Below are 25209 nucleotides of genomic sequence, written 5' to 3'. Positions count from 1 at the left end.
ATTTATTATCACAGTTACTGAAATACTCAGGATTGAACCTCAATAAACATCCCAGCCGATCATGGAAATGGTGCCATAATCCCCCCTCTGTTATTCACTGATTTTATTAATAAATAAATTCTTCGAATCTCAAATGCAGTTTCCTGCATCTTTTCCTTTTATCCTGATCTGGCTTGTTCGCAACATATGGCAGCGATATTGTGCTCGGAAGCTTCCCGTTTCAGGATGAACGGTGATCTGAAAGAAGCGCTGATTAACCGATCGGTGGTTTTTTACGTATTGAATATGGGGGTTATGGCAGTTGTTCGGTAAAACCGAATAACTGAAAATGAAAGGCCGCAATGTTGTCTCTTATTGCATGTAGTCCGTAGGCCGGATAAGCGTTAGCGACATCCGGCATCAGCTGAACCTGTAAGAAACGCCTACAGGTTCAGCCGTACTTCACTGGAGAGTCGCCAGCGTGCTCTCAATTCTATTCAACTTCTGATGTGCTTCTTTCAGCTCATCTTGTAACCGTTGCTCCTGCTCGCCATAGGCCATCAGGACGATACAGCCGCTCATCACTTTTACAGTAACCTGTTGCCCGGTATCAAATCCCGCCGCGCGGAGCCACTTGTCGGAAGGGCAATTTTGGGCGTGGCTTGTCGAACACCTTGGGCAGAAAGGCGTTGGAAAGGTTGGGTGTTGAGACTCAAAATAAGCAGTGGGTCTATTAATTATCCTGCTTTCCCGGAATATTTATGATCTCCATTTTTAAGGCATCTTCTCCTGAAAATATTGCAGCTAAACCTTTTCTTATTTTTATCTGATCGCTCTCGATTGCCCCATGGGCAACCGGAGAATATGTGGCTGTTTGTAATTGGACTCGCTCGAAATCATAGCCAATATCTTTTGCAATATCTGATAATAAGTCCAGGAACAAGCTATTACTTGTTTGATTCCATATAGCGCCCTAGGCATTATCGTTACCTGGGTATGAAGTATTCAAGTGTGCAAAATAAAGCTTCCATGAAGATAATACGCTACTCTCAGAAGTGCTCCTCTTTGTCTTTCCTTTTTTTATTTTACCGTAAAATGCTAAGTCTATCATATTTAGCGCGCGAACATGCTCATTGGATAATCTGGCATTCTGAGATCGTGTCGCCATGAGTTGTTTGAATATATCAATCTTCAATGATTTTTTTTGTGAGTACCTTTCAATGAATTTCTGAGTTTGAACGGCTAATAATGGACTAATTACAGTAGCTGTAATGGCTAAAATAGTAAGCGCTGTGCTCATATAATATTCTCAAAGTGAATAGATGTATTTAGAATTTTGAGCTGAGAATCATAAAGGAATTTGTGAATGGAGAAGATATGGCAAATGGCGGATATAAGATAAGCAAATTGGCGGAAGATCACAGGAGTCGAACCTGCCCGGGACCGCTGGCGGCCCCAACTGGATTTGAAGTCCAGCCACCTCACCGGAGATGACGATCTTCCGCGCCTCGATTGCTACATGGAGGCGGGGCGCATTATAGCTACTTCCTACGGTTTCCACACCCCCTCACTCACTTTTTTAACTTCCCTTTCTCCTTACCATGACCAGTTTCAAATAAATCTCTACAAAATCCATCGCTTACACTTCGACACATTTTTCGACGCTACCCCGATCACAGAAAATAAGAATCGTAATTTGATAACGAGATATCGCAATACCCGCGCTCACAGGGATGGTTTACAAGAACTGTAACCGGTATCAGTGCGTGTGAAAGTGCTAACAAGGATGCGTAATGAAAAGTGAGATTTTGTCCGTTAAAGAGAAGATTGGCTACGGCATGGGTGATGCCGCCAGCCACATTATCTTCGATAACGTCATGTTATATATGATGTTCTTCTATACCGATATTTTTGGTATTCCGGCCGGATTTGTCGGCACCATGTTCTTACTGGCCCGCGCGCTGGATGCCATCTCAGACCCTTGCATGGGACTGCTCGCCGACCGCACCCGTTCACGCTGGGGGAAATTCCGCCCGTGGGTGCTATTTGGTGCGCTGCCGTTTGGTCTGGTCTGTGTGCTCGCCTACAGCACGCCGGATCTCAGCCTGCACGGCAAAATGATTTATGCCGCAATCACCTACACGCTGCTGACCCTGCTTTATACCGTGGTGAACATTCCCTATTGTGCGCTGGGCGGCGTGATCACTAATGACCCCACGCAGCGCATCTCCCTACAGTCATGGCGCTTCGTGCTGGCGACGGCGGGCGGCATGCTCTCCACCGTGCTGATGATGCCGCTGGTTAATCTGATTGGCGGTGAAGATAAAGCGCTGGGCTTCCAGGGCGGGATTGCCGTGCTCTCGGTCGTGGCGTTCCTGATGCTGGCGTTTTGCTTCTTCACCACCAAAGAACGTGTGAAAGCGCCGCCGGGCAGCACTTCAATGCGTGAAGACCTGCGTGATATCTGGCAAAACGATCAATGGCGCATCGTCGGCCTGCTGACCATTCTCAACATCCTTGCCGTCTGCGTTCGCGGCGGGGCGATGATGTATTACGTCACCTGGATTCTGGGCAAGCCGGAAGTGTTTGTGGCCTTCCTCACCACCTATTGTGTCGGCAATCTGATCGGCTCTGCGCTGGCAAAACCGCTGACTGACTGGCAATGCAAAGTGAGTGTCTTCTGGTGGACGAATGCCCTGTTGGCGGTCATCAGCCTGGCAATGTTCTTCGTGCCGATGCACGCCAACCTCACCATGTTCGCTTTCATCTTCGTGATTGGCGTACTGCATCAGCTCGTGACGCCAATCCAGTGGGTAATGATGTCCGACACCGTTGATTACGGCGAGTGGTGCAACGGAAAACGTCTGACGGGTATCAGCTTTGCGGGAACGCTGTTCGTGCTCAAGCTGGGCCTGGCGCTTGGCGGGGCGATGATCGGCTGGATGCTGGCGGGCGGCGGCTACGATGCCGCAGCGAAAACCCAAAATAGCGCCACCATTAGCATCATTATCGCATTGTTCACGATTGTCCCGGCCATTTGCTACCTGCTGAGTGCCGTGATTGCCAAACGTTTCTACACCCTGAAAACCCCGTATCTGACGGAAATTATGAGTCAGTTGGCTCAGGGCGCGCGCCGCAATCAGCAGGATTTTACGACGAAAGAATGACAGAACTAAGGAACTGACGATGAAAATTAGCGACGGAAACTGGCTGACGCAGCCTGGCCTGAATTTAACTCACCCGATTCAGGTGTTCGAGGTTGAACAGCAGGGTAACGAGATGATTGTCTACGTTGCGCCGCGCGATGTGCGTGAACGTACATGGCAACTGGATACTCCACTCTTCACCCTGCGCTTTTTCTCGCCGCAGGAAGGCGTGGTTGGGGTGCGTATGGAACACTTCCAGGGCGCGCTGGATACCGGCCCGCATTACCCGCTGAACGTGCTGCAGGACATCAGCGTCGAGATGCGAAACACCGCTGAATTTGTCGAACTGAAGAGCGGTAATTTGAGCGTGCGGGTCACTAAAGGTGAGTTCTGGTCGCTGGATTTCCTGCGTAACGGCGAACGTATTACCGGCAGCCAGCTGAAAAATAACGGCTACGTGCAGGACACCAACAGCGGGAAAAACTATATGTTTGAACGCCTGGATCTGGGCGTCGGTGAAACGGTGTACGGGCTGGGCGAGCGCTTTACTGCGCTGGTACGTAACGGCCAGACGGTGGAAACCTGGAACCGCGATGGCGGCACCAGTACTGAGCAGTCTTACAAGAACATCCCGTTTTATCTCACCAACCGCGGCTACGGCGTGCTGGTGAACCATCCGCAGTGTGTGTCGTTTGAAATTGGCTCTGAGAAAGTGTCGAAAGTGCAGTTCAGCGTGGAAAGCGAGTACCTGGAATATTTCGTTATTGATGGCCCAACGCCGAAAGCGGTGCTGGATCGCTATAGCCGACTTACCGGTCGTCCGGCGCTGCCACCGGCATGGTCTTTTGGCCTGTGGCTCACTACCTCCTTTACCACTAACTATGATGAAGCGACGGTGAACAGCTTTATCGACGGTATGGCCGAACGCAACCTGCCGCTTCATGTCTTCCATTTTGACTGCTTCTGGATGAAGGCATTTCAGTGGTGTGATTTTGAGTGGGACCCGGTGACGTTCCCGGATCCGGAAGGGATGATCCGTCGCCTGAAAGAAAAAGGGTTAAGGGTCTGTGTGTGGATCAACCCGTACATTGGCCAGAAATCGCCGCTGTTCAACGAGCTGAAAGAGAAAGGCTATCTGCTTAAACGCCCTGATGGTTCTCTGTGGCAATGGGATAAGTGGCAGCCGGGGCTGGCGATTTATGATTTCACGAATCCTGCGGCCTGCGAGTGGTATGCCAACAAATTGAAAGGCCTGGTGGATATCGGCGTCGATTGCTTCAAAACGGATTTTGGCGAACGTATCCCAACGGATGTGCAGTGGTTTGACGGCGCTGACCCACAAAAAATGCATAACCATTATGCGTTCATCTACAACCAGTTGGTGTGGAACGTACTGAAAGAGACGGTGGGAGAAGAAGAGGCGGTACTTTTTGCCCGCTCTGCGTCTGTCGGTGCACAGCAGTTCCCGGTGCACTGGGGAGGTGATTGCTATGCCAACTACGAATCGATGGCGGAAAGTCTGCGCGGCGGCTTATCTATCGGCCTGTCGGGCTTTGGCTTCTGGAGCCACGATATTGGTGGTTTCGAGAATACTGCGCCAGCACATGTCTATAAACGCTGGTGTGCGTTTGGGCTGCTCTCCAGCCATAGTCGCCTGCACGGCAGCAAATCCTACCGCGTGCCGTGGGCATACGACGATGAATCCTGCGATGTGGTGCGTTTCTTCACTGAGCAAAAATGCCGCATGATGCCGTACCTGTATCGTGAAGCGGTTCGCGCCAGTACCCATGGCATGCCAATGATGCGGGCGATGATGCTGGAGTTCCCGGACGATCCGGCGTGTGATTATCTTGACCGTCAGTACATGCTGGGTGATAGCGTGATGGTGGCTCCGGTGTTCTCGGAAACCGGTGACGTGCAATTTTACCTGCCGGAAGGTGACTGGACGCACCTGTGGCGTAATGACGAGATAACAGGCAGTCGCTGGCATAAGCAGCGGCACGACTTCCTGAGCCTGCCGGTGTATGTGAGGGATAACACGCTGCTGGCGCTGGGGAACAATAATCAGAAGCCGGATTACGCCTGGCACGAAGGGACCGCGTTTCAGTTGTTCCATCTGCAGGAAGGGCATGAAGCGCTCTGTGAAGTTCCGGCGTCTGACGGCTCGGTTATCTTCACGCTGAAGGTAGTACGAGTGGGCAATACGCTGACCGTGCAGGGTGTCGGTGAAGCGCGTAACTGGACGCTGTGTCTGCGTAATATTCCGCAGGTTAGCGATGTGCAGGGCGGTTCATCTGTGTGCAGCGCGTGGGGAACGGTGGTTACGCCTGGTGAGGAAGATATGTTGAAGATAACCCTATAAGCGCATGTGAATGTGGTGCCGGATGGCGACGCATTGCGTCTTATCCGGCCTACGATGCGTACAGCGTTCCAGATCTGAAAAGAAAAAATATCCTGACTTAAATTTTTACCTATCCATATTTGCGAGCGCTGTCACTCTAATACATGAAAAAAATGTGATCTGCGCTGTAAATATCTCACTATTTCCCTTTTTTGTCTTATTTCTGTCCGGATTACAGGACACGATTTAGTATTGTTGACGCATCGTAGTCCTCTTATATTTATCATCACGGATTACACGTGGAGCATAAATGCTTCTTTAGATATTTAATCTGGTGTGTGATAAGGGTAAATAATGCAAATGATTACCTCGCGACAAAACAGATTATTAAGGTTTCTTCTGTCCCGGAAGGAATATGTCACACTGTTGAAAATTGCTGAGCATTTATCTGTTTCGGAAAAGACCGTACAACGCGATCTGCGTTTACTGGAACAGTGGTTATCGGAATGGAAAATAGCCATTGATAAGCGTGCTGGCGCAGGTGTGATATTAAGTGCCGATAATATTACCGATCTTTTATATTTAGACCAGTTATTAGGAGCGGAGGGTGATGACGCTGACGGCATGATGAATAACTCACGACGCGTCAAGATAGCCTCGCAATTATTAAGCGAAACGCCACATGAAACATCGATCAGTAAATTGTCCGAACGTTATTTTATCAGCAGTGCATCGATAGTTAACGATCTGAAGGTGATTGAATCATGGATTGCCCCGCTGGGTTTATCGCTGATCCGCAGCCAAAGCGGCACGCATATCGAAGGTAGCGAGAGTGGTGTGCGCCAGGCGATGGCATCACTGATCAACGGTGTGATTAACCATAATGAACCCGGTAGTGTGGTTTATTCACGTCTTGACCCGGGGAGCTATAAAGCGCTAGTCCATTATTTTGGTGAGGAAGACGTTTTATTTGTCCAGACGCTGTTGCAGGAAATGGAGAATGATCTGTGCTGGTCGTTAGGCGAACCGTATTACGTCAATATTTTTACCCATATTCTGATCATGATGTATCGCATCACGCGCGGAAATGCCTTACCGCGAAAAGATGAAAATATCACTTCATGTGACGAGAGCATTTTCTCAATTGCCAGCCGCATGATTCAACGTATCGAAAAACGTATAGCCCATTCGCTGCCGGAAGACGAAGTCTGGTTTATTTATCAATATATTATCTCGTCTGGCGTCGTGATTGAGGAGCATAACGATGTAAGCGTCATTGGCCATATGCACTCCAGCGATGAAGCGCGGTTGATTACCCATCGACTGATTGCCACCTTCGCTGAGATGGTCGACAGCGATCTCAGTCAGGATAGTGCGCTATATGACGGATTACTGATTCATATTAAGCCGCTGATTAACCGGCTTAACTACCAGATCCGCATTCGCAATCCGCTGCTGGAGGATATCAAAGGCGAGCTGCAGGACGTCTGGCGGTTGACCCAATGCGCGGTGAATCGGGTGTTTAGCGGTTGGGGCGAGCGGGCGGTATCGGAAGATGAGGTGGGATATCTTACCGTCCACTTTCAGGCGGCAATGGAGCGCCAGATGGCGCGTAAGCGTGTGCTGTTGGTCTGCTCGACCGGTATTGGCACCTCCCATTTACTCAAGAGCCGCATTCTGCGTGCCTTTCCGGACTGGACCATTGTTGGCGTGGTGTCGGCAGGTAGTTTGCCCTCTGTGCTGACGGACGATATTGAATTGGTGGTGTCGACCATTAATTTACCCGCCATTGCTATGCCTGTCGTGTATGTCACCGCCTTCTTCAATGATGCGGATATTAAGCGGGTAACGGAAACGGTTATTACTGAAAAATTACATCGGGCGACGTCACTGGTCGTTGAAAATTAATGTCTGAACTCCATGAGGTATGATTGATGGATATAACGAAAATACTCAATACGAATCGCGTTATTTTGGACATGAAGGCGACAAACAAAACGGAGGTGATTGAGGAACTGACTGATATTCTGCAAAAAGATGGTGCTATTAGCTGTCGGGAAACGTTTATTCAGGATGTCTGGCAGCGTGAATCTGAGGGATCAACCGGCTTTGAAAATCATATTGCGATCCCGCACGGAAAATCATCAGCGGTGATCAATACGACGCTGGCTATTGGTCGTACCCGCCAGGATATTCCCTGGGAAACGCTGGATGGCAGCAATGTGCGGTGCATTATTTTGTTTGCCGTTCGTCTTGAAGATCAGAACACCACGCATATTCGTCTGCTCTCGCAGGTTGCCGGAGCACTGGCTGACGAAGATATTATTGAACAATTACTGATCGAAAGCAGTCCACAGAAAATTATTGAGCTATTTAGCCAATATGCTGAATCCAATGTCTGCTAAATAAAAAGTGGAGCATGTTATGAATATTGTTTGTGTTGCCGCCTGTACGGCGGGTATTGCGCACACCTATATTGCCCGTGAGAAATTAATTAAAGGTGCTAAAGCGCTTGGTCATAATATTAAAGTTGAAACCCAGGGCACTATCGGAACGGAAAATGAATTGCTGGCAGAGGATATATCATCTGCAGATGTCGTGATTCTTGCTGTGGATGTAAAAATAAAAGGTGAGGAACGGTTTTCAAATAAACGCATTGTGCGAGTGAAAACGGAAATAGTCATAAAATCACCGGTTCAGTTTCTTGAAAAGGTTGAAAAATCATTAGTTAACGCAAACCAGTAGCGATCCTCATTTTGGAGGGGTTTCACATGAGTGAAAATAAAATTCCGCTATCTCAGGAAGTTAAAAAGCATTTGTTAACGGGGATTTCGTGGATGATCCCGTTAATTGTTGCCGCTGGGATCTGTATTGCTCTGGGGCAAATACTTGGCGGCACTAACGTGGGTGAAAAAATCGGGACAATACCCTGGATGCTCAACCAGATAGGTGGTTGGGGGATGGGGTTGATTGTGCCGCTGATTAGCGCGGCGATTGCTTACTCCATTGCCGATCGCCCCGGATTTGCGCCGGGTCTGATTGTCGGTTTTGTCTGTGGCGAAATTCATACCGGTTTTATTGGCGGAATGCTTGGCGGGTTTCTGGTTGGCTACACCGTTCTGCTGTTGAAACGTTATATCCGTTTACCGCAATCAATGCAGGGGCTGATGCCCATCATGGTGCTACCGGTGTTGAGTACTGTGATTGGCGGTCTGTTGATGATGACGCTGATCGGCAAGCCGATTGCCTGGCTGCAGGACGCGCTGATCCACCTGTTGGAGTCCATGCAGGGTGGGTCCCGTTTTCTGATGGGGGCGATCCTCGGCGCAATGGCGACATTCGACTTCGGCGGACCGGTAAATAAAACCATGTCGCTGTTTGCGGATGGCATGCTGGTTAGCGGCGTGTATGGCCCTGAAGCGGTCAAGTTTGTCGGGTCGATGATCCCACCGTTCGGCATTACGCTCTCCTTCCTGCTGACGCGCCACAAGTACACCCGGGCCGAACGTGAGGCACTGAAGGCGGCATTCCCGATGGGGATCTGCATGATTACCGAAGGCGTTATACCGATTGCGGCACGTGACCTGTTGCGCGTGGTTGGGTCCTGTGTGGTGGCATCAGCGGTGGCGGGCGGCTTGATTATGGTATGGGGTGTCGAAAGTCCGGTTCCGCACGGCGGCATGTTCGTGGTCCCACTCTTCACACACCCGCTGCTGTTTTGCCTGGCATTGGGGATCGGCACGGTGATTTGCGGCGTGATGCTCTCACTGTGGAAGAAACCGGTGACTGAGCGTGACGAGGAGTTTGATGAACTCAGCGATCAGAAGCTGAAAGACGAAGAAATCACCTTCACCCTGGAATAACCGGAGGCTGTATGTTTGCTGATATGAAAAGTATGGTGACGAAAGCCTGGCGTGAACAGTACGCGCTGCTGGCCATCAACTGTATGAACCTGGAAAGCGCCCGTGCGGCGGTACGGGTGGCTGAGAAACATCATGCGCCTATTATTCTGAATCTGTATCAGGGGCATCTGGACCATTTTCCTGCATCGATAGCCGTTGCGGTCGTCAAAACGCTGGCGGATGAAGCTTCGGTGCCGGTCGTGCTGGCACTGGACCACGGCAAAGATCCTGTACGCATCCGCCAGGCTTTTCGCGCCGGGTTTAGTGGCTTGATGATCGACGCTTCAGCGTTTGCGCTGGAGGAAAATATTCGTCAGACCCGTGCGGTTGTGGATCTGGCTGCCAGCGTCTCGCTGTGTGTGGAAGGCGAGTTGGGGCATCTTGCCGATGCTCCACGCTATGACCACGCGACGAACGTTGATTTGATGACCCGGGCTGCTGACGTTGAGCCGTTTATCCAGCAGACCGGGATCGACGTGCTGGCGGTGTCGGTCGGTACGGCGCACGGTATGTATGCGCCGGGTGTGACGCCGGTGATTGATTTCCAGCGCCTTGAGGAGATTGCCCGTTTATCGACGGTGCCACTGGCTCTACATGGCGGCAGCGGTACGCCGTTTGACCAGCTACAGCGTTGTCCGATGTTTGGCGTCGCCAAAATTAACGTTGGCGCGGCGGTTTTTGAAGCCGGAAAAGCCGCATTGCTCCATACCCTGTGTCGCGACAAATCCTGTGAACTTGTTGATGCCCTGGCCCTGATGGAACAGGCCTGCGAAGAAGCCATTATTCCGTATCTGCAGGCCAGCGGCGCTATCGGCAAAGCCTGATTCATTTTCTGTAACGCCTTCTATGCCTCTGCGATGACGCACTGGCAGGGCTTTCTACACCCTGAAACTGGAGAATTAACATGTTAGTTTCGATGAAAGAATTACTGCAGCCTACTCGTCAGCACGGTTTTGCCATTGGCGCCTTCAACGTGGCGGATAGTTGCTTTGTGCGTGCAGTGGTCGAAGAGGCGGAAGCAACCAACACGCCAGCGATTATCTCGATTCACCCCAGCGAGCATGATTTCGTCGGTGATGCGTTTTTTAGCTATGTCCGCGATATCACGATGCGTAGCACAGTGCCGTTTACTCTGCATCTGGACCATGGGGCGTCGGTGGAACATGTCCTGCGGGCGATTCAGTGTGGGTTTACCTCGGTGATGATCGACGGTTCGCTGCTGCCCTATGAGGAAAACGTGGCCCTGACCCGCGAAGTGGTCAAACTGGCGCATGCGGTAGGTGTCTCGGTTGAGGGGGAGCTGGGGACGATCGGCCAGACCGGAACGTCAGTGGAAGGCGGTGTATCAAAAGTCACCTACACCGATCCTGCTCAGGCGCAGGACTTTATCGCCCGTACCGGAGCTGACACGCTGGCAGTAGCGATTGGTACCGCCCACGGGATCTACCCGAAAGGAATGCAGCCAGAGCTGCAAATGAACATTCTGCGTGATATCGCCGGGCGGCTGGATATTCCGCTGGTGCTGCACGGCGGCTCGGCGAACCCGGATGCGGAGATTGCCGAATCCGTCACGCTGGGCGTGGGCAAAATCAATATTTCCAGCGATATGAAGTATGCCTACTTCCAGAAGGTGCGTGAAATTCTGGCGAAAGAAACCTGGTGGGACCCGAACGTGATTTACCCGGAAGCGATTAGCGCCGCACGGGATGTGATCCGCCATAAAATGAAGCTGTTTGGATCTACTGGCAAAGCATCACTTTACTAACGGCATGCAGGCGGGGAAACCCGCCTCTTTCGCGACAAGGAAAAGTGGAATGAAGCGTTCACAAATTAATTATGCCGTTGATAAAGCGCATGCCATCGCCGAGACTTTTCGAATCTGTCTGCCTGACTTTGCGTATTTTACCGTCGACACTTGGCGGCAACAGGATCAAACTCTGTGGCGTGAAGTGCGCGATCTCCAGCTGGGTTGGGACGTTACTGACTTCGGGCGCGGAGATTTTGCGCAAACCGGGCTGACGTTACTGACGTTGCGCAATGGCGTGTTGGATTCGGCAAACTACCCCAAACCGTATGCCGAAAAGATGCTGCAAATTCAACAGGATCAACAAACGCCGTGGCATTTTCACACCCATAAAATGGAAGATATTGTCAATCGCGGCGGCGGTGATTTATGTATGCAGCTGGCATGGGCCACGCCCGATGCTCAGTATGACGCGCAGCATATTATTGAGGTAAGTGTGGATGGTCAGCGGCGAACCGTTAAGCCCGGTGAAACGCTGGTGTTGAAACCAGGGCAAGGCATCTGTCTGCCACCCCGTTTGTATCATCGTTTCTGGGCCGAGAAAGCGTTTGTATTGGGCTGGGAAATCTCAATGGTGAATGACGACCGGCACGATAACCACTTTCTTGAGCCTGGGGGACGCTTCCCGGCGATAGAAGAGGACGAGCCGGTGAAATGGTTGTTGTGCAGTGAATATATTCGTTTATGAGCGGGAGCAGGCCCGGTAAGCGAAGCGCCACCGGGCAATAATCACTGCGCAAGTGGCGGCGCTGAGACTTCACTACCGGAGACCACACCCGCCTGCATGGTTTGCGTCACCTGCTGTTTATCAGCATTTACAGCATGTAGCTGGCCGTTCACGGTCGGTTTGAGTGGCGCATCTGCCTGAATATTACCGCTGGCCGTAAGCTGAATGTTACCGTCACCAGGAAGCGGCAGTGCTGGCCATCCCCACTGCTGCAGGATAGTCATTGGCACACCACGCCCGTTCAGGCTGACCTGCGCCTGGCGTTGCGGCAACTGCGAAATGCTGGTGGTCGCCTCCAGCAGCCCTTTTTCCGTATAGGCACTTAGCTCGCTGATATTGATGGTGCTGCTGTTCGCGGCGAGGGCCAGAGAAGGTCGGCGCACGTCGGTACGGTTAAACGTCGCAGCAGCGGCATTGAGTGTGGCGCTACCACTCCAGATACCCCACTGATTATTTTGTACCAGCCCGAGGTTGGCGCCATAACCGTCCAGTGCGGTGAGCTGCCATGGGAACAGAGGGTCGATATCGATAATCAGGTTACGGCTGGCGCTGAATTTTTTCAGCGTCAGGCTGTTTAGCCAGGAAGGCAGGGGTTTCATCCACAATTGCTTCCAGTTTTCCGGCAGCGTGTATTCCAGCCCGGCAATGGCAACATCGTCAAGGACTAGCGACTTGTTACTGCGCAACCAGTTACCGGATGTTCTAACCATACCGCCTTCCCAGCGAGTGGTGAACTGGCGTAGTGCAATGCCCTGCGGTGAGAATTCGGCATTCAGAATGGGGTCGAAAAAGTGCAGTGAACCGTAGATAAACTCACTGGCGTTCATCGACAGCTTCCCTTCCTGAGTTTGCCAGTCGTCCTTGCTGAAGGTCATATTGCGCAAACTCAGATCGAGATCTGTTACCGCCCAGTTAGGACCTTGCAGACGGGCATCCGTCACCTCAAGACGACCAATTTGCAGGGACGGAATTGTGGTTAGTGGTGCGAAAAAATCGACCAGTGATTTATCACTTTGTAGCCGGATATCATTTAACCGCAGGTTCTCCACGACCCAGCTGCCATCAGCATTCCGCTGCGCAACGCCGGTTAACGCGCCGCGTGCGACATCTGCGCCAATGTTACTTAACGTCACGCGGTCATGGTCAATGCTGCCTTCGATCAGCACGTTGGTGGTGGGAACGTCGTTAAGCGTTAATGAACTGGCGCTGAGCTGAATTTGCGCCTTGTTGCCGAGAATTTTACCCGCCTCAGGGTTCCAGGGAATAACGCCGCCGTTCACGCGTTGCGCGCTCAGGTTCCACTCACTGCCGGGGCTATTTAATGCCATATCCTGTAGCTGCAGGCGATCGGCCTGGAACGGAAGCGGCGCAGTTTGTTGAGAAAGATTGAGCGTACCGTTTTGCAACAAGATGGTGTCAACGTGCAACGGGTCGGTGATCTGACGACTGCTCAGGCCAATATCAACCGTTTTTGCGACCAGCGTGGCAGGTTGCCCATCACGACCAAAAGTGACATTTTTCAACAGAATATGGGATGGGGAGGAAAACCGGTGATCGATGGCATCAAAAGCCAGGTGGTAGCTGCTGTTCTCTGACACCCATGCGCTGACATGCTCTGCACCCCAACGGGTTTGCAGTAGAAAATAAAGGCCGAGGATCGCCACTGCACAGGCGATCAGCACGTAAATAAGCAGCTTTCCAATAAATTTCATGGTCTTCCATCCCGCGAAGTGCACATAGTCAAGTTATGCACGATTTACGCGCAATCCTCAAGGCGGGAATGGTGAAAGAGCGTTACAGCGGCATTGATTCAGAATCAACGCCGCATTTCGCTTACGCTTTCTCTGGCGGGAAAATCAGGTTCAGAACAATAGCGGTAATACCGCCAGCAGCAATACCGGAAGAGAGCAGGTTTTTCACCCAGTCAGGCGCAAACTGCAGGATCAGCGGTTGCTGGGAGACGCCGAGACCGACAGCCAGCGACAGTGCGATAATCAGGATGGCACGGCGGTTCAGCGGTTCACGTGACACGATGCGTACCCCGGAGGCGGCGATAGTCCCGAACATTACCAGCGTTGCCCCGCCCAGAACAGGTTCAGGGATATGTTGTACAAAGCCGCTGACTGCCGGGAACAGACCCAGTGCGATCAGCATCAGCGCCACCACAAAACCAACATAGCGGCTGGCAACGCCGGTTAACTGGATGACCCCATTATTCTGACCGAAGCAGGAGTTCGGGAAGGTGTTGAACACGGCAGAAACAAACGAGTTCAGGCCGTTCGCCAGTACTCCGCCTTTCAGACGTTTCATGTACAGCGGACCCGAGACCGGTTGTTCGGAGACATCGGAGGTGGCCGTAATATCACCGATGGTCTCCAGCGAGGTGATCATAAAGACCAGCATCAGCGGTAGCAGTAAGCTCCAGTCGATACCCAGACCGTAATACAGCGGCGTTGGTACCATGATCAGATCTTGACTTACCGGCGCGGTATTTTGCGGCAACATGCCCATGAACCAGGCCAGCAGGTATCCTGCAGCCATTGCAATCACCAGTGACGCAACGCGCAGGTATGGGTTGCGCTGGCGATTAAGAATGATAATCAGCGCCAGCACGACACCTGCCAGCATCAAATTCTTCGGTGCGCCAAAGGTGTTGTCGCTCATTGCTGCGTAACCGCCGCCAATCGATGTCAGACCCACCTGAATCAGTGACAAACCAATGATCATTACTACCACCCCTGAGACCAGCGGAGTAATAATACGACGTGCCAAATGCAGTACACGCGAGATAACCATCTCGGTGCAGCTTGCCAGCATCAGTGTGCCAAACAACGCCGCCATCATGGTTGGGATATCTGCGCCACCGGTTTTTAGCGCCGTTCCGCCCATAATCAGTGGCGCAACAAAGTTAAAGCTGGTGCCCTGAATGGATAACAGCCCTGAGCCCACCGGTCCCCAGGCTTTGATCTGAATGATAGAAGCCACGCCGGAAGCGAACAGCGACATACTGATAATGTGTTGAGTATCCTGAGCCGGTAAGCCGAGCGCCTGGCAGATTAACAGAGCAGGCGTGATTACCGCGACGAACATGGCCAGCAGGTGCTGACAGGCGGCAAACAGGGTTTGGGCTAGCGGGGGTCGATCTTCAAGACGGTAAATCAGTTCACTGTTGTGAGTCTGCGCAACCGGTTGCGCATTTGTCGACTCTACGGCGTTAACGGACATCAGAGGCAATCCCATGGTGGAAAAGCGGTGATTTTATCTGACCAGGACAGAAAAGCAAACGTTTGCGAGTAACTATTCTTAATATTTAAAACGGATAAACAAACATTTTTATATAACTTTTCATCATTTTCTGCTTAAAATCCACCCCGATAACTCATTAAGAGCTAAAAATCGACCTGGAATGAATCGTGCGTAGCAGAACTGCAAAGCGCACTAATGGAGCTGTATATGTTTTACCTCGATACATTATCAACACTGGTTGCTGCAACCCTGGTGTTGCTGCTGGGGCGTAAGCTCGTCCAGTCAGTCTCTTTCCTGAAAAAATATACGATTCCCGAACCTGTAGCAGGTGGATTGCTGGTGGCGATCGCGTTGCTGGTGCTGAAAAAAAGCATGGGCTGGGAGGTCAATTTTGATATGACGTTGCGCGATCCGCTGATGCTGGCGTTCTTCGCAACTATCGGCCTGAATGCCAATATTGCCAGCCTGCGCGCGGGTGGCCGCGTGGTGGGCATCTTTCTGATTGTGGTTGTTGGGCTGCTATTAATGCAGAACGCCATCGGTATCGGTATGGCAAGCCTGCTGGGTCTCGACCCGTTGATGGGCCTGATTGCCGGTTCGATAACGCTCTCTGGTGGACACGGAACCGGAGCAGCGTGGAGCAAGCTGTTTATCGAACGCTATGGTTTCGCTAATGCAACTGAAGTGGCAATGGCATGCGCAACGTTCGGCCTGGTGCTGGGTGGCTTGATCGGTGGGCCTGTTGCGCGCTATCTGGTAAAACACTCCACAACTCCGGACGGTATGCCGGACGATCAGGCAGTACCGACTGCGTTTGAAAAGCCGGATGTTGGGCGCATGATCACCTCGCTGGTGCTGATTGAAACTATCGCGCTGATTGCTATCTGCCTGACGGTGGGCAAAATCGTTGCGCAAATGTTGGTGGGTACGGTGCTGGAACTACCGACCTTCGTCTGCGTACTGTTTGTCGGCGTGATCCTGAGTAATGGTCTGGCGCTACTGGGCTTTTATCGGGTGTTTGAGCGAGCGGTTTCGGTGCTTGGTAACGTCAGTCTGTCGCTGTTCCTGGCAATGGCGTTAATGAGCCTCAAGCTGTGGGAACTGGCCTCGCTGGCGCTACCAATGCTGGCAATCCTTGTTGTACAGACCGTTTTCATGGCGCTGTATGCAATTTTCGTCACCTGGCGCCTGATGGGTAAGAACTACGATGCGGCGGTGCTGGCTGCCGGGCACTGTGGCTTTGGCCTCGGCGCAACGCCGACAGCGATTGCCAACATGCAGGCGATTACCGAACGTTTTGGTCCATCACATATGGCGTTTCTGGTGGTGCCGATGGTGGGGGCGTTCTTTATCGATATCGTCAATGCACTGGTGATTAAGCTGTATCTGCTGTTGCCGATCTTTGCGCAATAAAGGCTGTGCGGCGGTGTGATAACCGCCGCGATGAAGAGGGTTATGCGTTGGAGTAGCGTTCAGTTTCTGGCATCCAGCGCTCTATCAGCGCCACTGCCTGCTGTGGATAACGTTCGTGAATATGGCGGGCAATGCGCTGAACTTCCGGAATAATTGCCTGATCGCGCAGTAAATCCGCTACCTTAAATTCCGCCGTGCCGGTCTGGCGTGTACCCAATAGCTCACCGGGGCCGCGGATCTCCAAATCTTTTTGCGCAATCACGAATCCGTCGTTGCTGTCTCGCAGCACCTGCAGACGTTTTTGCGCTATTTTTGACAGCGGTGATTTGTACAGCAGGACGCAGTGAGAAGCGACTGCACCGCGACCGACGCGGCCGCGCAGCTGGTGTAACTGCGCTAAGCCCAGACGCTCCGGGTTTTCAATAATCATCAGGCTGGCGTTGGGGACGTCTACACCGACTTCAATCACTGTAGTGGCGACCAGCAGATGCATTTCGCCCTGTTTAAACGCAGCCATGACAGACAGCTTCTCGGCAGGTTTCATGCGCCCATGCACCAGACCAATATTAAGCTCCGGCAGAGCGAGTTTAAGTTCTTCCCATGTGGCCTCTGCTGCCTGGGCCTCCAGTAAATCAGACTCTTCGATCAACGTGCAGACCCAGTACGCCTGGCGACCTTCGTTCGTGCAAGCGTTACGCACGCGGTCAATGATGTCGCTGCGGCGGGTATCCGGAATCGCGACGGTGGTGACCGGTGTACGTCCCGGAGGCAGTTCATCAATTACTGATGTGTCGAGATCGGCATAGGCGGTCATCGCCAGCGTGCGTGGGATTGGCGTGGCGGTCATGATTAACTGATGCGGGTGGAACCCCTGCTGCTGACCTTTTTCCCATAGTGCCAAACGTTGATGCACGCCGAAGCGGTGTTGTTCGTCGATGATAACCAGTGCCAGACCGTTGAACTGAACCTGTTCCTGGAAAATAGCGTGAGTGCCGACAATCATCTGTACCTGGCCGCTGGCAATAGCTTCCTGCTGTGCCTGACGCGCTTTACCCTTTTGCTTGCCGGCCAGCCAGCCCACTTCAACTCCCAGCGGTGCAAACCAGTTGCGGAAGTTGTTTGCGTGCTGCTCAGCCAGGAGCTCGGTGGGGGCCATCAGCGCAACTTGCTTGCCATGTGCAATTGCCCGTAGAGCAGCAAGTGCTGCAACCAGTGTTTTCCCGGAACCAACATCACCCTGTACCAGTCGCATCATCGGGACATCCAACGCCATGTCGCGTTCAATCTCGGCGGTTACTCGCGCCTGTGCAGCGGTTGGATTAAAGGGGAGGGCTGTCAGTAGCTTATTTTTTAGCGTATCGTTCGCGCTCAGCGGCTGGGCGTGAAAACGTTGGGCTCCGGCGCGTAACGCCAGCATGCTGAGGTTGTGTGCCAGCAATTCTTCCAGAATCAAACGCCGCTGTGCCGGATGTTGTCCGGTTTCCAGATCGCTTAGCTGGAGTGACGGCGGTGGACGGTGCAGCGTGCGCAGAGCTTCTGGCAGGCTCATCATCCCTTGTAGTAATTCCGGTGGTAGCAGTTCTGCAATGGCGCAGGTATCAAGCAAATCCAGCGCCTGATCGGTCAGTTTACGCAGTGTTGCCTGCTTCACGCCTTCGGTTGTCGGGTAAACCGGAGTGAGCGTTTCCTGGAGTTCCGGCGTACTGAGATCGCCCTGTACGCGATATTCCGGGTGGATCATCTCGGCGCCATATTTCCCACGTTTGGCTTCGCCGTAGGCCAGCACCCGTCTTCCGGTAGCGAGGCTATTTTTCATCGCGGCGCTGAAATTGAAGAAGCGCATCGTCAGAATACCCGAACCATCGCTTATCTGGCAGGTCATCATCCGGCGGCCACCGAAGGTGATATTGCAATTCAACACTTCGCCTTCAACGGTGGCGTAGACACCGGGCAAGAGTTCGCCAATTGGGTAAAGATGAGTACGATCTTCGTAGCGCAGAGGAAGGTGCAACAGGAGGTCCTGCACGGTGTGCAGGCCAATTTTAGCCAGTTTACTGCTTTGTGCTGCGCCAACGCCCGTCAGAGAGTTGAGTGGGATGGCATCCAGTAAACGGCCTTTCATCGTGTTTATCTCGCAGACTGCATAGTGGCCCACCACGTTGCATCGGCTTCAATTTCGCCCTGCGTATTCACGTGGGGATAGGGGAGTCCTTTGCGCTTCGCCACATTGGCCAGCACTGGATATCCCCCTTCAAACAGCAAACGTTGCTGCTCGTCTTCCGGCAGCATGCTGTTTTCTCGCTGGTACATCCCGGCGTTTTGCCGCTGGCGTTGTGCTTCGTACAGAATCAGCGCCGAGGCGACCGAGACATTCAGCGACTGCACCATACCAATCATCGGAATGATGATGTCCTGATCTGCCAGATCTAATGCTTCCTGGGTGATACCGGTTTTTTCCTGGCCCATCAGGATGCAGGTTGGTCGCGTGTAATCAATCTCGCGGAAATCGACAGCTTTGTCAGAGAGGTGAGTTGCCAGAACTTGCATGCCCTGGCTTTTTAACTGCGTGACGGCATCGCCGATAGTGCGGTGAGTCTTCACCTGCACCCAACTGTTGCTGCCCGCGGCAGAGGAGGCCATGGTGCGCATACGACTACCCGGCCAGACGGCGTGGACTTCATGCACGCCGACGGCATCCGCGGTACGAATGATCGCAGAAACGTTATGAGGTTTGTGGACTTGCTCCATGCAGACAGTCAGATCGGGCTGACGCCGCGCGAGCATCTCGCGGATACGTGCATAACGCTGTTCATTCATAAAAGACTAGTTTCTGTTACGGGTGACTTTAATCACGTCCGGCATGACGCGGATTTTGCGCATAATGTTCGCCAGATGTACGCGATCGCGGGCAGTGAGGCGAATAAAGGCGCTGTAGACGCGGCCATCTTTCTCTTCAGTATTCAGGCTTTGAATATTGGAGGTGGTCGTGTTGATTGCCGCCGTCAGGTTTGCCAGAGCACCCTGGTGGTTAAACATATCCACCTTAATCTCAGTGATGAACTCCTGTTCGGTCTCTTTATCCCATTCAACCGCCATAAACTTCTCAGGCTCTTTCTGGTAGCCACGGATATTACGGCAGGACTCATGGTGGATCACCAGACCTTTACCCGGACTGACGTGGGCAATGATTGGATCGCCAGGAATTGGGCGACAACATTTCGCGAAGGTGATCAGCACACCATCTGCGCCTTTAATCGGCAGATGACCATGACCAGATTGTGCTGGCGCATTTGCCGGCACCTCACCCTGCTGAAGGTTTTTCGCAACGACCACGCTCATGGCGTTACCCAGGCCGATTTCAGCTAACAGATCGTCAAGCGTGGCGAGCTTCATGCGCTCAAGCTCACGCTGGATGCTCTCTTGCGGGATCTCTGCCAGTTTACGGCTACCGCCTAAGGCATGGTTGAGTAGACGACGACCCAGACTGACGGAATCATCGCGTTTAAGGTTTTTCAGCAGTTGGCGAATTTTGGCGCGAGCTTTTGAACTGACCACAAAGTTGAGCCATGCCGCATTGGGGCGAGCGCCTGGCGCGGTAATGATTTCAACGGTTTGGCCACTGGAGAGCGGCTGCGAAAGTGGGTAAGGCTGCCTGTCTACGCGGGCACCAACGCAGGCGTGACCGATATCGGTATGCACAGCATAGGCGAAGTCGACAGGTGTTGCACCGGCAGGCAATTCGACAATTCGCCCTTCCGGTGTGAAAACATAAATCTCATCCGGGAAGAGATCAGATTTGACGCTTTCAATAAATTCAAATGAGCTACCGGCGCTTTGCTGCAGCTCCAGCAAGCTCTGCATCCAGCGCTGGGCGCGGATTTGTGCCGTAGTACTGGTTTCGCCGTGCTCTTTATACGCCCAGTGTGCTGCAACCCCCATCTCTGCCATCTGGTCCATGTCTTCAGTACGAATTTGTACTTCAACCGGGACGCCGTGTGGGCCGATCATTGAGGTGTGCAAAGACTGATATCCGTTCGCTTTCGGAATGGCAATATAGTCTTTAACGCGACCAGGACGTGGTTTGTACAGGCTATGCATCTGGCCGAGTACGCGATAGCAGGTATCGGAGTCATGAACAATAACGCGGAAAGCGTAGATATCCATGATCGAGTGAAAACGCTGCTCTTTGAGTACCATTTTGCAATAGATAGAGTACAGATGCTTTTCGCGTCCACTTACACGACACGGAATGCCAGCCTCCTGCAAACGCCCTTCGATTTCTGAGAGGATTTTTTGGATCATCTCTTTGCGGTTGCCGCGAGCGGCTTTAACCACTTCTTTAATCACGCGATAGCGGTTCGGGTACAGCGCTTCAAAACCCAGCTCTTCCAGCTCGGTTTTTATGTGATGAATACCTAAACGGTGTGCCAGCGGACTGTAGATTTCGAGAGTTTCACGGGCTATGCGGCGACGCTTATCCGGGCGCAATGAGCCCAGCGTGCGCATGTTGTGGGTACGGTCGGCAAGTTTGATGAGAATGACGCGGATATCCTGCACCATCGCCATAATCATCTTGCGAAAGTTTTCGGCCTGCGCCTCTTTCTTATCGCGAAACTTAAGCTTATCAAGCTTTGATACCCCTTCGACCAGTTCAGCAACACTTTTACCAAAAAGCTGTTCCATATCCTGGTAGGTGGCAGGGGTATCTTCAATCACGTCATGCAGCAGCGCAGCCATTAACGTTTCATAGTCGAGTTTCATCTCGGCCAGAATGCAGGCTACCGCTACCGGGTGCGTGATATAGGGTTCACCGCTTGAACGTGTTTGGCCCTCGTGAGCGTCACGTGCAACGAGATACGCCTGCCGAAGACGCTTAATCTGGTCTTCCGGCAGGTAGTTTTGAATCAGTTGATTCAGGCTTTCAAACAGATACAAGGGCGACCCGCTTTGTGATTAACGACGACCTTCAGCAATAGCGGTAACGGCTTGTAATTCAGCGGCTTCCTGCTCTTGCTGTTCCTGGCGCTCACGCACGTCGAGGATCTGGTTGTTGATCAGACCTTCTTCGATTTCGCGCAGCGCGATTACGGTAGTTTTATCGTTTTCTTCCGGTACGAGCGGATCCTTTCCGCCTACCTGCATCTGACGAGCGCGACGCGCGGCGACCAGTACCAGGTCAAAACGGTTACCAATTTTCTCTACAGCGTCCTGAACAGTTACGCGTGCCATACTTAAAATGCTCCACAGGTGAAGAAATGACTGGGCATGATACTGAATGTGGGTTCAGTCTGCCAACAGTTTGCTGATTAAAGCGTCATGACGCTGCTTTTGGCGGCTCATGCGCAGACGTTCGGCGCGAATGATGGTTTTCAAATCGCCCAGGGCAGTATCGAAATCATCATTCACAATAAGATAATCATATTCGGCGTAATGGCTCATTTCTGCAACAGCTTGCGCCATACGTTTCGCGATTACTTCTTCGCTATCCTGACCGCGGCCTCGGAGACGGCGGTCCAGCTCAATCTTAGAAGGTGGCAAAATAAAAATGCTGCGCGCATGCGGCATTTTTTCACGAATTTGCTGTGCACCTTGCCAGTCGATATCTAAAAAGACATCTACGCCGGATGCTAATACTTGCTCAATGGTTTCACGCGAGGTGCCGTAATAATTGCCGAATACCTCAGCGTGTTCCAGGAACGCATCTCTGCCAATCATGGTTCTGAATTCATCATGGTTCACAAAGAAATAGTGTTCACCATGCACTTCCCCCGGGCGCGGTGCGCGCGTGGTGTGTGAAACAGAAACCTGGGTGTCATACAACGGTTGGGTCTTTAATAAAGCCTGAATCAGGCTGGATTTACCCGCGCCACTGGGGGCAGAAACAATATAAAGCGTGCCTTGAGCCATGAGTATCTTAATGTATGTGATTGTCGAAAGAGAGCCTACATACGGGCTTATTATACACGTAGCCGCTTTGCTACGTAGCCTTTGTCACACTTTTTGCGCATGTTTATTGCGTTTTGCGTACCAGTTTCCTGTTTTACTGGAGGTTTGCTGCAAAAAGTGAAAATGCCAGGAAAGCTGCTCGCATGACGAATTTTTGCCGCTCTGTTTTGACGGCGCTTTGCGCTATACCTGCCGGGAAACGCATTTTCAGGCGGAGGTGGTATGGGGTTATGGAAAAGCATTGTGCTGGTGTTGCTGTTCTGCCATTTGCGGGCCGGGGCCGCGTGCCCCGCCTGGTCTGCGGATCGGGCAAACGAGGAAATGTCGCGACTACAACAGCAGATAACGCAATGGAATGATAGTTATTGGAAGCAGGGTGTGAGTGCCGTAGATGACGGTATTTATGATCAGTTGAATGCGCAGCTACACCAATGGCAACGCTGTTTCGGAGGTGATTCACAGATAGACCTGTCTGCGCCACCGATAAGCGGCTCAATATTGCACCCTGTTCCTCATACGGGTGTTCGTAAGCTGGCAGATAAGCAAGCGGTGCAGCAATGGATGCAGACGCGTAGCGATCTCTGGGTGCAACCTAAAGTAGACGGTGTTGCAGTAACGCTGGTTTATCGGGATGGCAATCTGATTAAGGCGATTAGCCGTGGTAACGGCATCAAAGGCGAAGACTGGACGCACAAGGTTCTCCAGATGCCTTCGATACCGCGGACTGTCCGAGGACTGCTTGCGAACAGCACGCTGCAGGGGGAGATTTTTTTGCAGCAGGATGGGCATATCCAGCAAAAGAAAGGCGGTGTGAATGCCCGTTCTAAGGTTGCCGGTATGATGATGCGGCAGAACACGCCGGAGTTATTACGCTCTCTGAACATATTTATTTGGGCCTGGCCTGATGGTCCTGTGGAGATGACGGAAAGACTACGGCAACTCACTGGTGCGGGATTCAGCCTCACCCAACGCTATACGCAGCCGGTGGCAAATGCGGATCAGGTCGAGCATGCCCGCGCCAGATGGTGGACTTCGGCATTGCCTTTCGTTACGGATGGTGTGGTGGTACGTGCAGAAAAAGAGCCGCAAGCACGACATTGGTTTCCTGGGCAGGGAGACTGGCTGGCTGCATGGAAATACCCCCCTGTTTCCCGGATATCTGAAGTAACAGGTATTCAGTTTTCTGTTGGTAAGAGTGGAAAAATTGCCGTTGTTGCAGTGTTGGCACCCGTCATGCTGGATGATAAACGGGTACAGCGCGTCAATGTTGGGTCTGTACGACGCTGGAATGAATGGGATATCGCACCTGGCGATCACATTCTGGTGAGCCTGGCCGGGCAAGGTATTCCCCGCATTGATGAGGTTGTCTGGCGTAGTACCCAGCGCACTAAACCAATACCACCTGATGGGCACTTTAATTCACTGACCTGTTTTTATGCCGCACCCGAGTGTTACGAGCAGTTTGTGGCCAGGCTGATCTGGGTTGGGGCAAAAGAGGTGCTGGATCTGCAGGGGATAGGTGAGGCGGGATGGCGGGAGCTGCATCAGGTATTTCACTTTGAGCACATTTTTTCCTGGCTGGGATTAACCCAGGAACAGCTACGATCCACATTTGGGATAAGCAAAGGGGAGAGGCTGTGGCATCAGTTTAATCAGTCTCGCCGTCTTCCCTTCAACCGCTGGGTTGGTGCAATGGGCATACCGTTGACCCAGGCCGCAGTGAATGCCAGCGGTGATAGCGCTTGGCTGCAACTACAACAACGCGATGAGAAAGATTGGCGGCAGCTTCCGTCTATGGGTGAGCGGCGGGTCCAACTGGTGATGCAGTGGCTGAAAAACAGGGAGGTAATAGCGCTGAGCAACTGGTTAGCTGCTCAGCGTATCGCCGGTTTTATGCCTTAATGGCCTTCATGGCGATAATAAAATACCGGTAGTCCCAACTTCAGGCGCAGCGCCAGTAAACGTGCTGTAAAGCCGAACAGTAGGGTAGATATAACCACAACATCGTGGCTGGAGACATAATGTTGCAGCACGATGTAAAGCACGGCAGCGGCAAATGACACGCCGGCATAAAGTTCTTTCTGGAATACGAGCGGGATGCGTTTGCAGAACATATCGCGTAATACGCCGCCGAAGACGCCGGTGGTCACCGCTGCAACCACGGCAATAATTGGCCCGTGTCCCATATCCAGCGCAACCTGCGCACCGATAATAGAAAAGACCACCAGGCCCAGCGCATCCAGTACGAGGAAGATTTTACGCAGGTAGGGCATGACAGGAGCAATAATGGTGGTGAGTACCGCAGCGGCTGCCACGATAATGACGTATTCAGGGTGTTTCACCCAGCCGAGCGGATAGTGGCCTAGAAGAATGTCGCGCACTGATCCACCGCCAATGGCTGTTGCGGTGGCAATAATAATAACGCCAAATGTATCCATACGACGACGGCCTGCCGCAAGCGCACCCGTCATGGCTTCAGCAGTGATACCAATTAAATATAAAACGTGTAACAGCATGTCTTCCCCTTGATTTGCTGGGGGCTAAGGTTAACGATTTGTGCGCACTGTCACGATTGAGATTTTCTAAGGCGAAGTGATTTTAATAACTACAGCTAATGCAGGATTGATGAAAATGCCATATGGCATGCGCTTCATTATATTACTGATGGTGATAAATGATGAGAAAATATAATGCGTAGTGAGAAG

Annotated in this window: 19 protein-coding genes, 1 tRNA gene and 2 pseudogenes; 11 read left to right on the top strand and 11 right to left on the bottom strand. The window is 52.2% G+C overall.

The genetic code is table 11. The annotated features are described in order from the left end of the window. Positions 1 to 441: 441 nt before the first annotated feature. From NNO08_RS18910 to NNO08_RS18900, 3 genes and pseudogenes are all read right to left on the bottom strand, one after another. Positions 442 to 664: pseudogene (locus NNO08_RS18910) on the bottom strand (SymE family type I addiction module toxin); the annotation flags it as partial. 48 nt (positions 665 to 712) lie between these two features. Next, positions 713 to 1279, bottom strand: a pseudogene (locus NNO08_RS23110) (DUF6680 family protein). 108 nt (positions 1280 to 1387) lie between these two features. Next, positions 1388 to 1482 (bottom strand) — tRNA-Sec (locus NNO08_RS18900). A gap of 290 nt (positions 1483 to 1772) precedes the next feature. Here NNO08_RS18900 and NNO08_RS18895 point away from each other — a divergent pair. The 9 genes from NNO08_RS18895 to NNO08_RS18855 all read left to right on the top strand — a co-directional run bounded on the left by NNO08_RS18895 (position 1773) and on the right by NNO08_RS18855 (position 11860). Then, positions 1773 to 3146 (top strand): glycoside-pentoside-hexuronide family transporter, encoded by a 1374-nt coding sequence (locus NNO08_RS18895; protein ID WP_271442004.1) that lies wholly within the window; start codon positions 1773 to 1775, stop codon positions 3144 to 3146. Positions 3147 to 3165: 19 nt separating this feature from the next. Continuing rightward, positions 3166 to 5487 carry an alpha-xylosidase gene (gene yicI / locus NNO08_RS18890; protein WP_271457317.1) on the top strand — a complete coding sequence of 774 codons (2322 nt, stop codon included), beginning with the start codon at positions 3166 to 3168 and terminating at the stop codon, positions 5485 to 5487. A gap of 333 nt (positions 5488 to 5820) precedes the next feature. After that, a complete protein-coding gene (locus NNO08_RS18885; protein WP_271442006.1) occupies positions 5821 to 7374 on the top strand; it encodes a BglG family transcription antiterminator in 1554 nt (517 codons plus the stop codon). Positions 7375 to 7400: 26 nt separating this feature from the next. After that, a complete protein-coding gene (locus tag NNO08_RS18880) occupies positions 7401 to 7871 on the top strand; it encodes a PTS sugar transporter subunit IIA (protein ID WP_271457316.1) in 471 nt (156 codons plus the stop codon). A gap of 19 nt (positions 7872 to 7890) precedes the next feature. Beyond that, a complete protein-coding gene (locus NNO08_RS18875) occupies positions 7891 to 8211 on the top strand; it encodes a PTS fructose transporter subunit IIB (RefSeq protein WP_271442007.1) in 321 nt (106 codons plus the stop codon). 26 nt (positions 8212 to 8237) lie between these two features. Then, positions 8238 to 9329 (top strand): PTS fructose transporter subunit IIC, encoded by a 1092-nt coding sequence (locus NNO08_RS18870; protein WP_271442008.1) that lies wholly within the window; start codon positions 8238 to 8240, stop codon positions 9327 to 9329. 11 nt (positions 9330 to 9340) lie between these two features. Then, positions 9341 to 10192: a class II fructose-bisphosphate aldolase gene (locus tag NNO08_RS18865; RefSeq protein ID WP_271457315.1), complete on the top strand. Its 852-nt coding sequence runs from the start codon at positions 9341 to 9343 to the stop codon at positions 10190 to 10192. Positions 10193 to 10272: 80 nt separating this feature from the next. Continuing rightward, entirely contained in the window at positions 10273 to 11133 is an 861-nt protein-coding gene (locus tag NNO08_RS18860; protein WP_271442010.1) for a ketose-bisphosphate aldolase, read from the top strand. A gap of 49 nt (positions 11134 to 11182) precedes the next feature. Then, a complete protein-coding gene (locus NNO08_RS18855) occupies positions 11183 to 11860 on the top strand; it encodes a D-lyxose/D-mannose family sugar isomerase (protein WP_271457314.1) in 678 nt (225 codons plus the stop codon). A 41-nt stretch (positions 11861 to 11901) separates the two neighbouring features. Here the strand turns inward: NNO08_RS18855 and NNO08_RS18850 are convergent, their stop codons facing one another. Beyond that, on the bottom strand, positions 11902 to 13611 hold the full coding sequence (locus NNO08_RS18850) for an AsmA family protein (protein WP_271457313.1): 1710 nt from the start codon (positions 13609 to 13611) through the stop codon (positions 11902 to 11904). A 121-nt stretch (positions 13612 to 13732) separates the two neighbouring features. Continuing rightward, positions 13733 to 15124, bottom strand: a complete 1392-nt coding sequence (xanP, locus tag NNO08_RS18845; protein WP_271442013.1) for a xanthine/proton symporter XanP — start codon at positions 15122 to 15124, stop codon at positions 13733 to 13735. A 228-nt stretch (positions 15125 to 15352) separates the two neighbouring features. On the opposite strand from xanP, the gene gltS reads away from it, so the two are divergent. Then, on the top strand, positions 15353 to 16558 hold the full coding sequence (gltS, locus tag NNO08_RS18840) for a sodium/glutamate symporter (RefSeq protein ID WP_271442014.1): 1206 nt from the start codon (positions 15353 to 15355) through the stop codon (positions 16556 to 16558). Positions 16559 to 16598: 40 nt separating this feature from the next. Here gltS and recG read toward each other — a convergent pair whose 3' ends face one another. The 5 genes from recG to gmk are packed head-to-tail and all read right to left on the bottom strand — an operon-like array spanning position 16599 to position 22465. Then, the gene (gene recG, locus NNO08_RS18835) at positions 16599 to 18680 is read right to left on the bottom strand and encodes an ATP-dependent DNA helicase RecG (RefSeq protein ID WP_271457312.1); all 2082 of its coding nucleotides are present in this window, start codon (positions 18678 to 18680) and stop codon (positions 16599 to 16601) included. Between the two features lie 5 nt (positions 18681 to 18685). Beyond that, positions 18686 to 19375 carry a tRNA (guanosine(18)-2'-O)-methyltransferase TrmH gene (gene trmH, locus NNO08_RS18830; protein WP_271454907.1) on the bottom strand — a complete coding sequence of 230 codons (690 nt, stop codon included), beginning with the start codon at positions 19373 to 19375 and terminating at the stop codon, positions 18686 to 18688. Between the two features lie 6 nt (positions 19376 to 19381). Further along, positions 19382 to 21493, bottom strand: coding sequence for a bifunctional GTP diphosphokinase/guanosine-3',5'-bis pyrophosphate 3'-pyrophosphohydrolase (gene spoT, locus NNO08_RS18825; RefSeq protein ID WP_271442017.1), 2112 nt, complete (start codon positions 21491 to 21493; stop codon positions 19382 to 19384). An 18-nt stretch (positions 21494 to 21511) separates the two neighbouring features. After that, positions 21512 to 21787 carry a DNA-directed RNA polymerase subunit omega gene (gene rpoZ / locus NNO08_RS18820; protein WP_000135058.1) on the bottom strand — a complete coding sequence of 92 codons (276 nt, stop codon included), beginning with the start codon at positions 21785 to 21787 and terminating at the stop codon, positions 21512 to 21514. A 54-nt stretch (positions 21788 to 21841) separates the two neighbouring features. Continuing rightward, positions 21842 to 22465, bottom strand: coding sequence for a guanylate kinase (gene gmk, locus NNO08_RS18815; RefSeq protein ID WP_137382115.1), 624 nt, complete (start codon positions 22463 to 22465; stop codon positions 21842 to 21844). Between the two features lie 261 nt (positions 22466 to 22726). Here gmk and ligB point away from each other — a divergent pair, with 261 nt between their 5' ends. Further along, positions 22727 to 24406, top strand: coding sequence for an NAD-dependent DNA ligase LigB (gene ligB, locus NNO08_RS18810; RefSeq protein ID WP_271457311.1), 1680 nt, complete (start codon positions 22727 to 22729; stop codon positions 24404 to 24406). On the opposite strand, the gene NNO08_RS18805 is transcribed toward ligB, so the two are convergent. Continuing rightward, positions 24403 to 25020 carry a trimeric intracellular cation channel family protein gene (locus NNO08_RS18805; RefSeq protein WP_038635410.1) on the bottom strand — a complete coding sequence of 206 codons (618 nt, stop codon included), beginning with the start codon at positions 25018 to 25020 and terminating at the stop codon, positions 24403 to 24405. The two genes, ligB and NNO08_RS18805, sit on opposite strands and share 4 nt — an antisense overlap. Positions 25021 to 25209: the final 189 nt, after the last annotated feature.

The organism is Citrobacter sp. Igbk 17 (genome assembly GCF_028069775.1).
Taxonomy (GTDB): Bacteria; Pseudomonadota; Gammaproteobacteria; order Enterobacterales; family Enterobacteriaceae; genus Citrobacter.
This window is presented reverse-complemented; position numbering and strand designations above follow the sequence as displayed.

Bases quoted from the DNA above. Each gene is read 5' to 3' on its own strand.
- NNO08_RS18895 (WP_271442004.1), top strand. From the start codon at position 1,773: ATGAAAAGTGAGATTTTGTCCGTTAAAGAGAAGATTGGCTACGGCATG.
- yicI (WP_271457317.1), top strand. From the start codon at position 3,166: ATGAAAATTAGCGACGGAAACTGGCTGACGCAGCCTGGCCTGAATTTA.
- NNO08_RS18885 (WP_271442006.1), top strand. From the start codon at position 5,821: ATGCAAATGATTACCTCGCGACAAAACAGATTATTAAGGTTTCTTCTG.
- NNO08_RS18880 (WP_271457316.1), top strand. From the start codon at position 7,401: ATGGATATAACGAAAATACTCAATACGAATCGCGTTATTTTGGACATG.
- NNO08_RS18875 (WP_271442007.1), top strand. From the start codon at position 7,891: ATGAATATTGTTTGTGTTGCCGCCTGTACGGCGGGTATTGCGCACACC.
- NNO08_RS18870 (WP_271442008.1), top strand. From the start codon at position 8,238: ATGAGTGAAAATAAAATTCCGCTATCTCAGGAAGTTAAAAAGCATTTG.
- NNO08_RS18865 (WP_271457315.1), top strand. From the start codon at position 9,341: ATGTTTGCTGATATGAAAAGTATGGTGACGAAAGCCTGGCGTGAACAG.
- NNO08_RS18860 (WP_271442010.1), top strand. From the start codon at position 10,273: ATGTTAGTTTCGATGAAAGAATTACTGCAGCCTACTCGTCAGCACGGT.
- NNO08_RS18855 (WP_271457314.1), top strand. From the start codon at position 11,183: ATGAAGCGTTCACAAATTAATTATGCCGTTGATAAAGCGCATGCCATC.
- NNO08_RS18850 (WP_271457313.1), bottom strand. From the start codon at position 13,611: ATGAAATTTATTGGAAAGCTGCTTATTTACGTGCTGATCGCCTGTGCA.
- xanP (WP_271442013.1), bottom strand. From the start codon at position 15,124: ATGTCCGTTAACGCCGTAGAGTCGACAAATGCGCAACCGGTTGCGCAG.
- gltS (WP_271442014.1), top strand. From the start codon at position 15,353: ATGTTTTACCTCGATACATTATCAACACTGGTTGCTGCAACCCTGGTG.
- recG (WP_271457312.1), bottom strand. From the start codon at position 18,680: ATGAAAGGCCGTTTACTGGATGCCATCCCACTCAACTCTCTGACGGGC.
- trmH (WP_271454907.1), bottom strand. From the start codon at position 19,375: ATGAATGAACAGCGTTATGCACGTATCCGCGAGATGCTCGCGCGGCGT.
- rpoZ (WP_000135058.1), bottom strand. From the start codon at position 21,787: ATGGCACGCGTAACTGTTCAGGACGCTGTAGAGAAAATTGGTAACCGT.
- gmk (WP_137382115.1), bottom strand. From the start codon at position 22,465: ATGGCTCAAGGCACGCTTTATATTGTTTCTGCCCCCAGTGGCGCGGGT.
- ligB (WP_271457311.1), top strand. From the start codon at position 22,727: ATGGGGTTATGGAAAAGCATTGTGCTGGTGTTGCTGTTCTGCCATTTG.
- NNO08_RS18805 (WP_038635410.1), bottom strand. From the start codon at position 25,020: ATGCTGTTACACGTTTTATATTTAATTGGTATCACTGCTGAAGCCATG.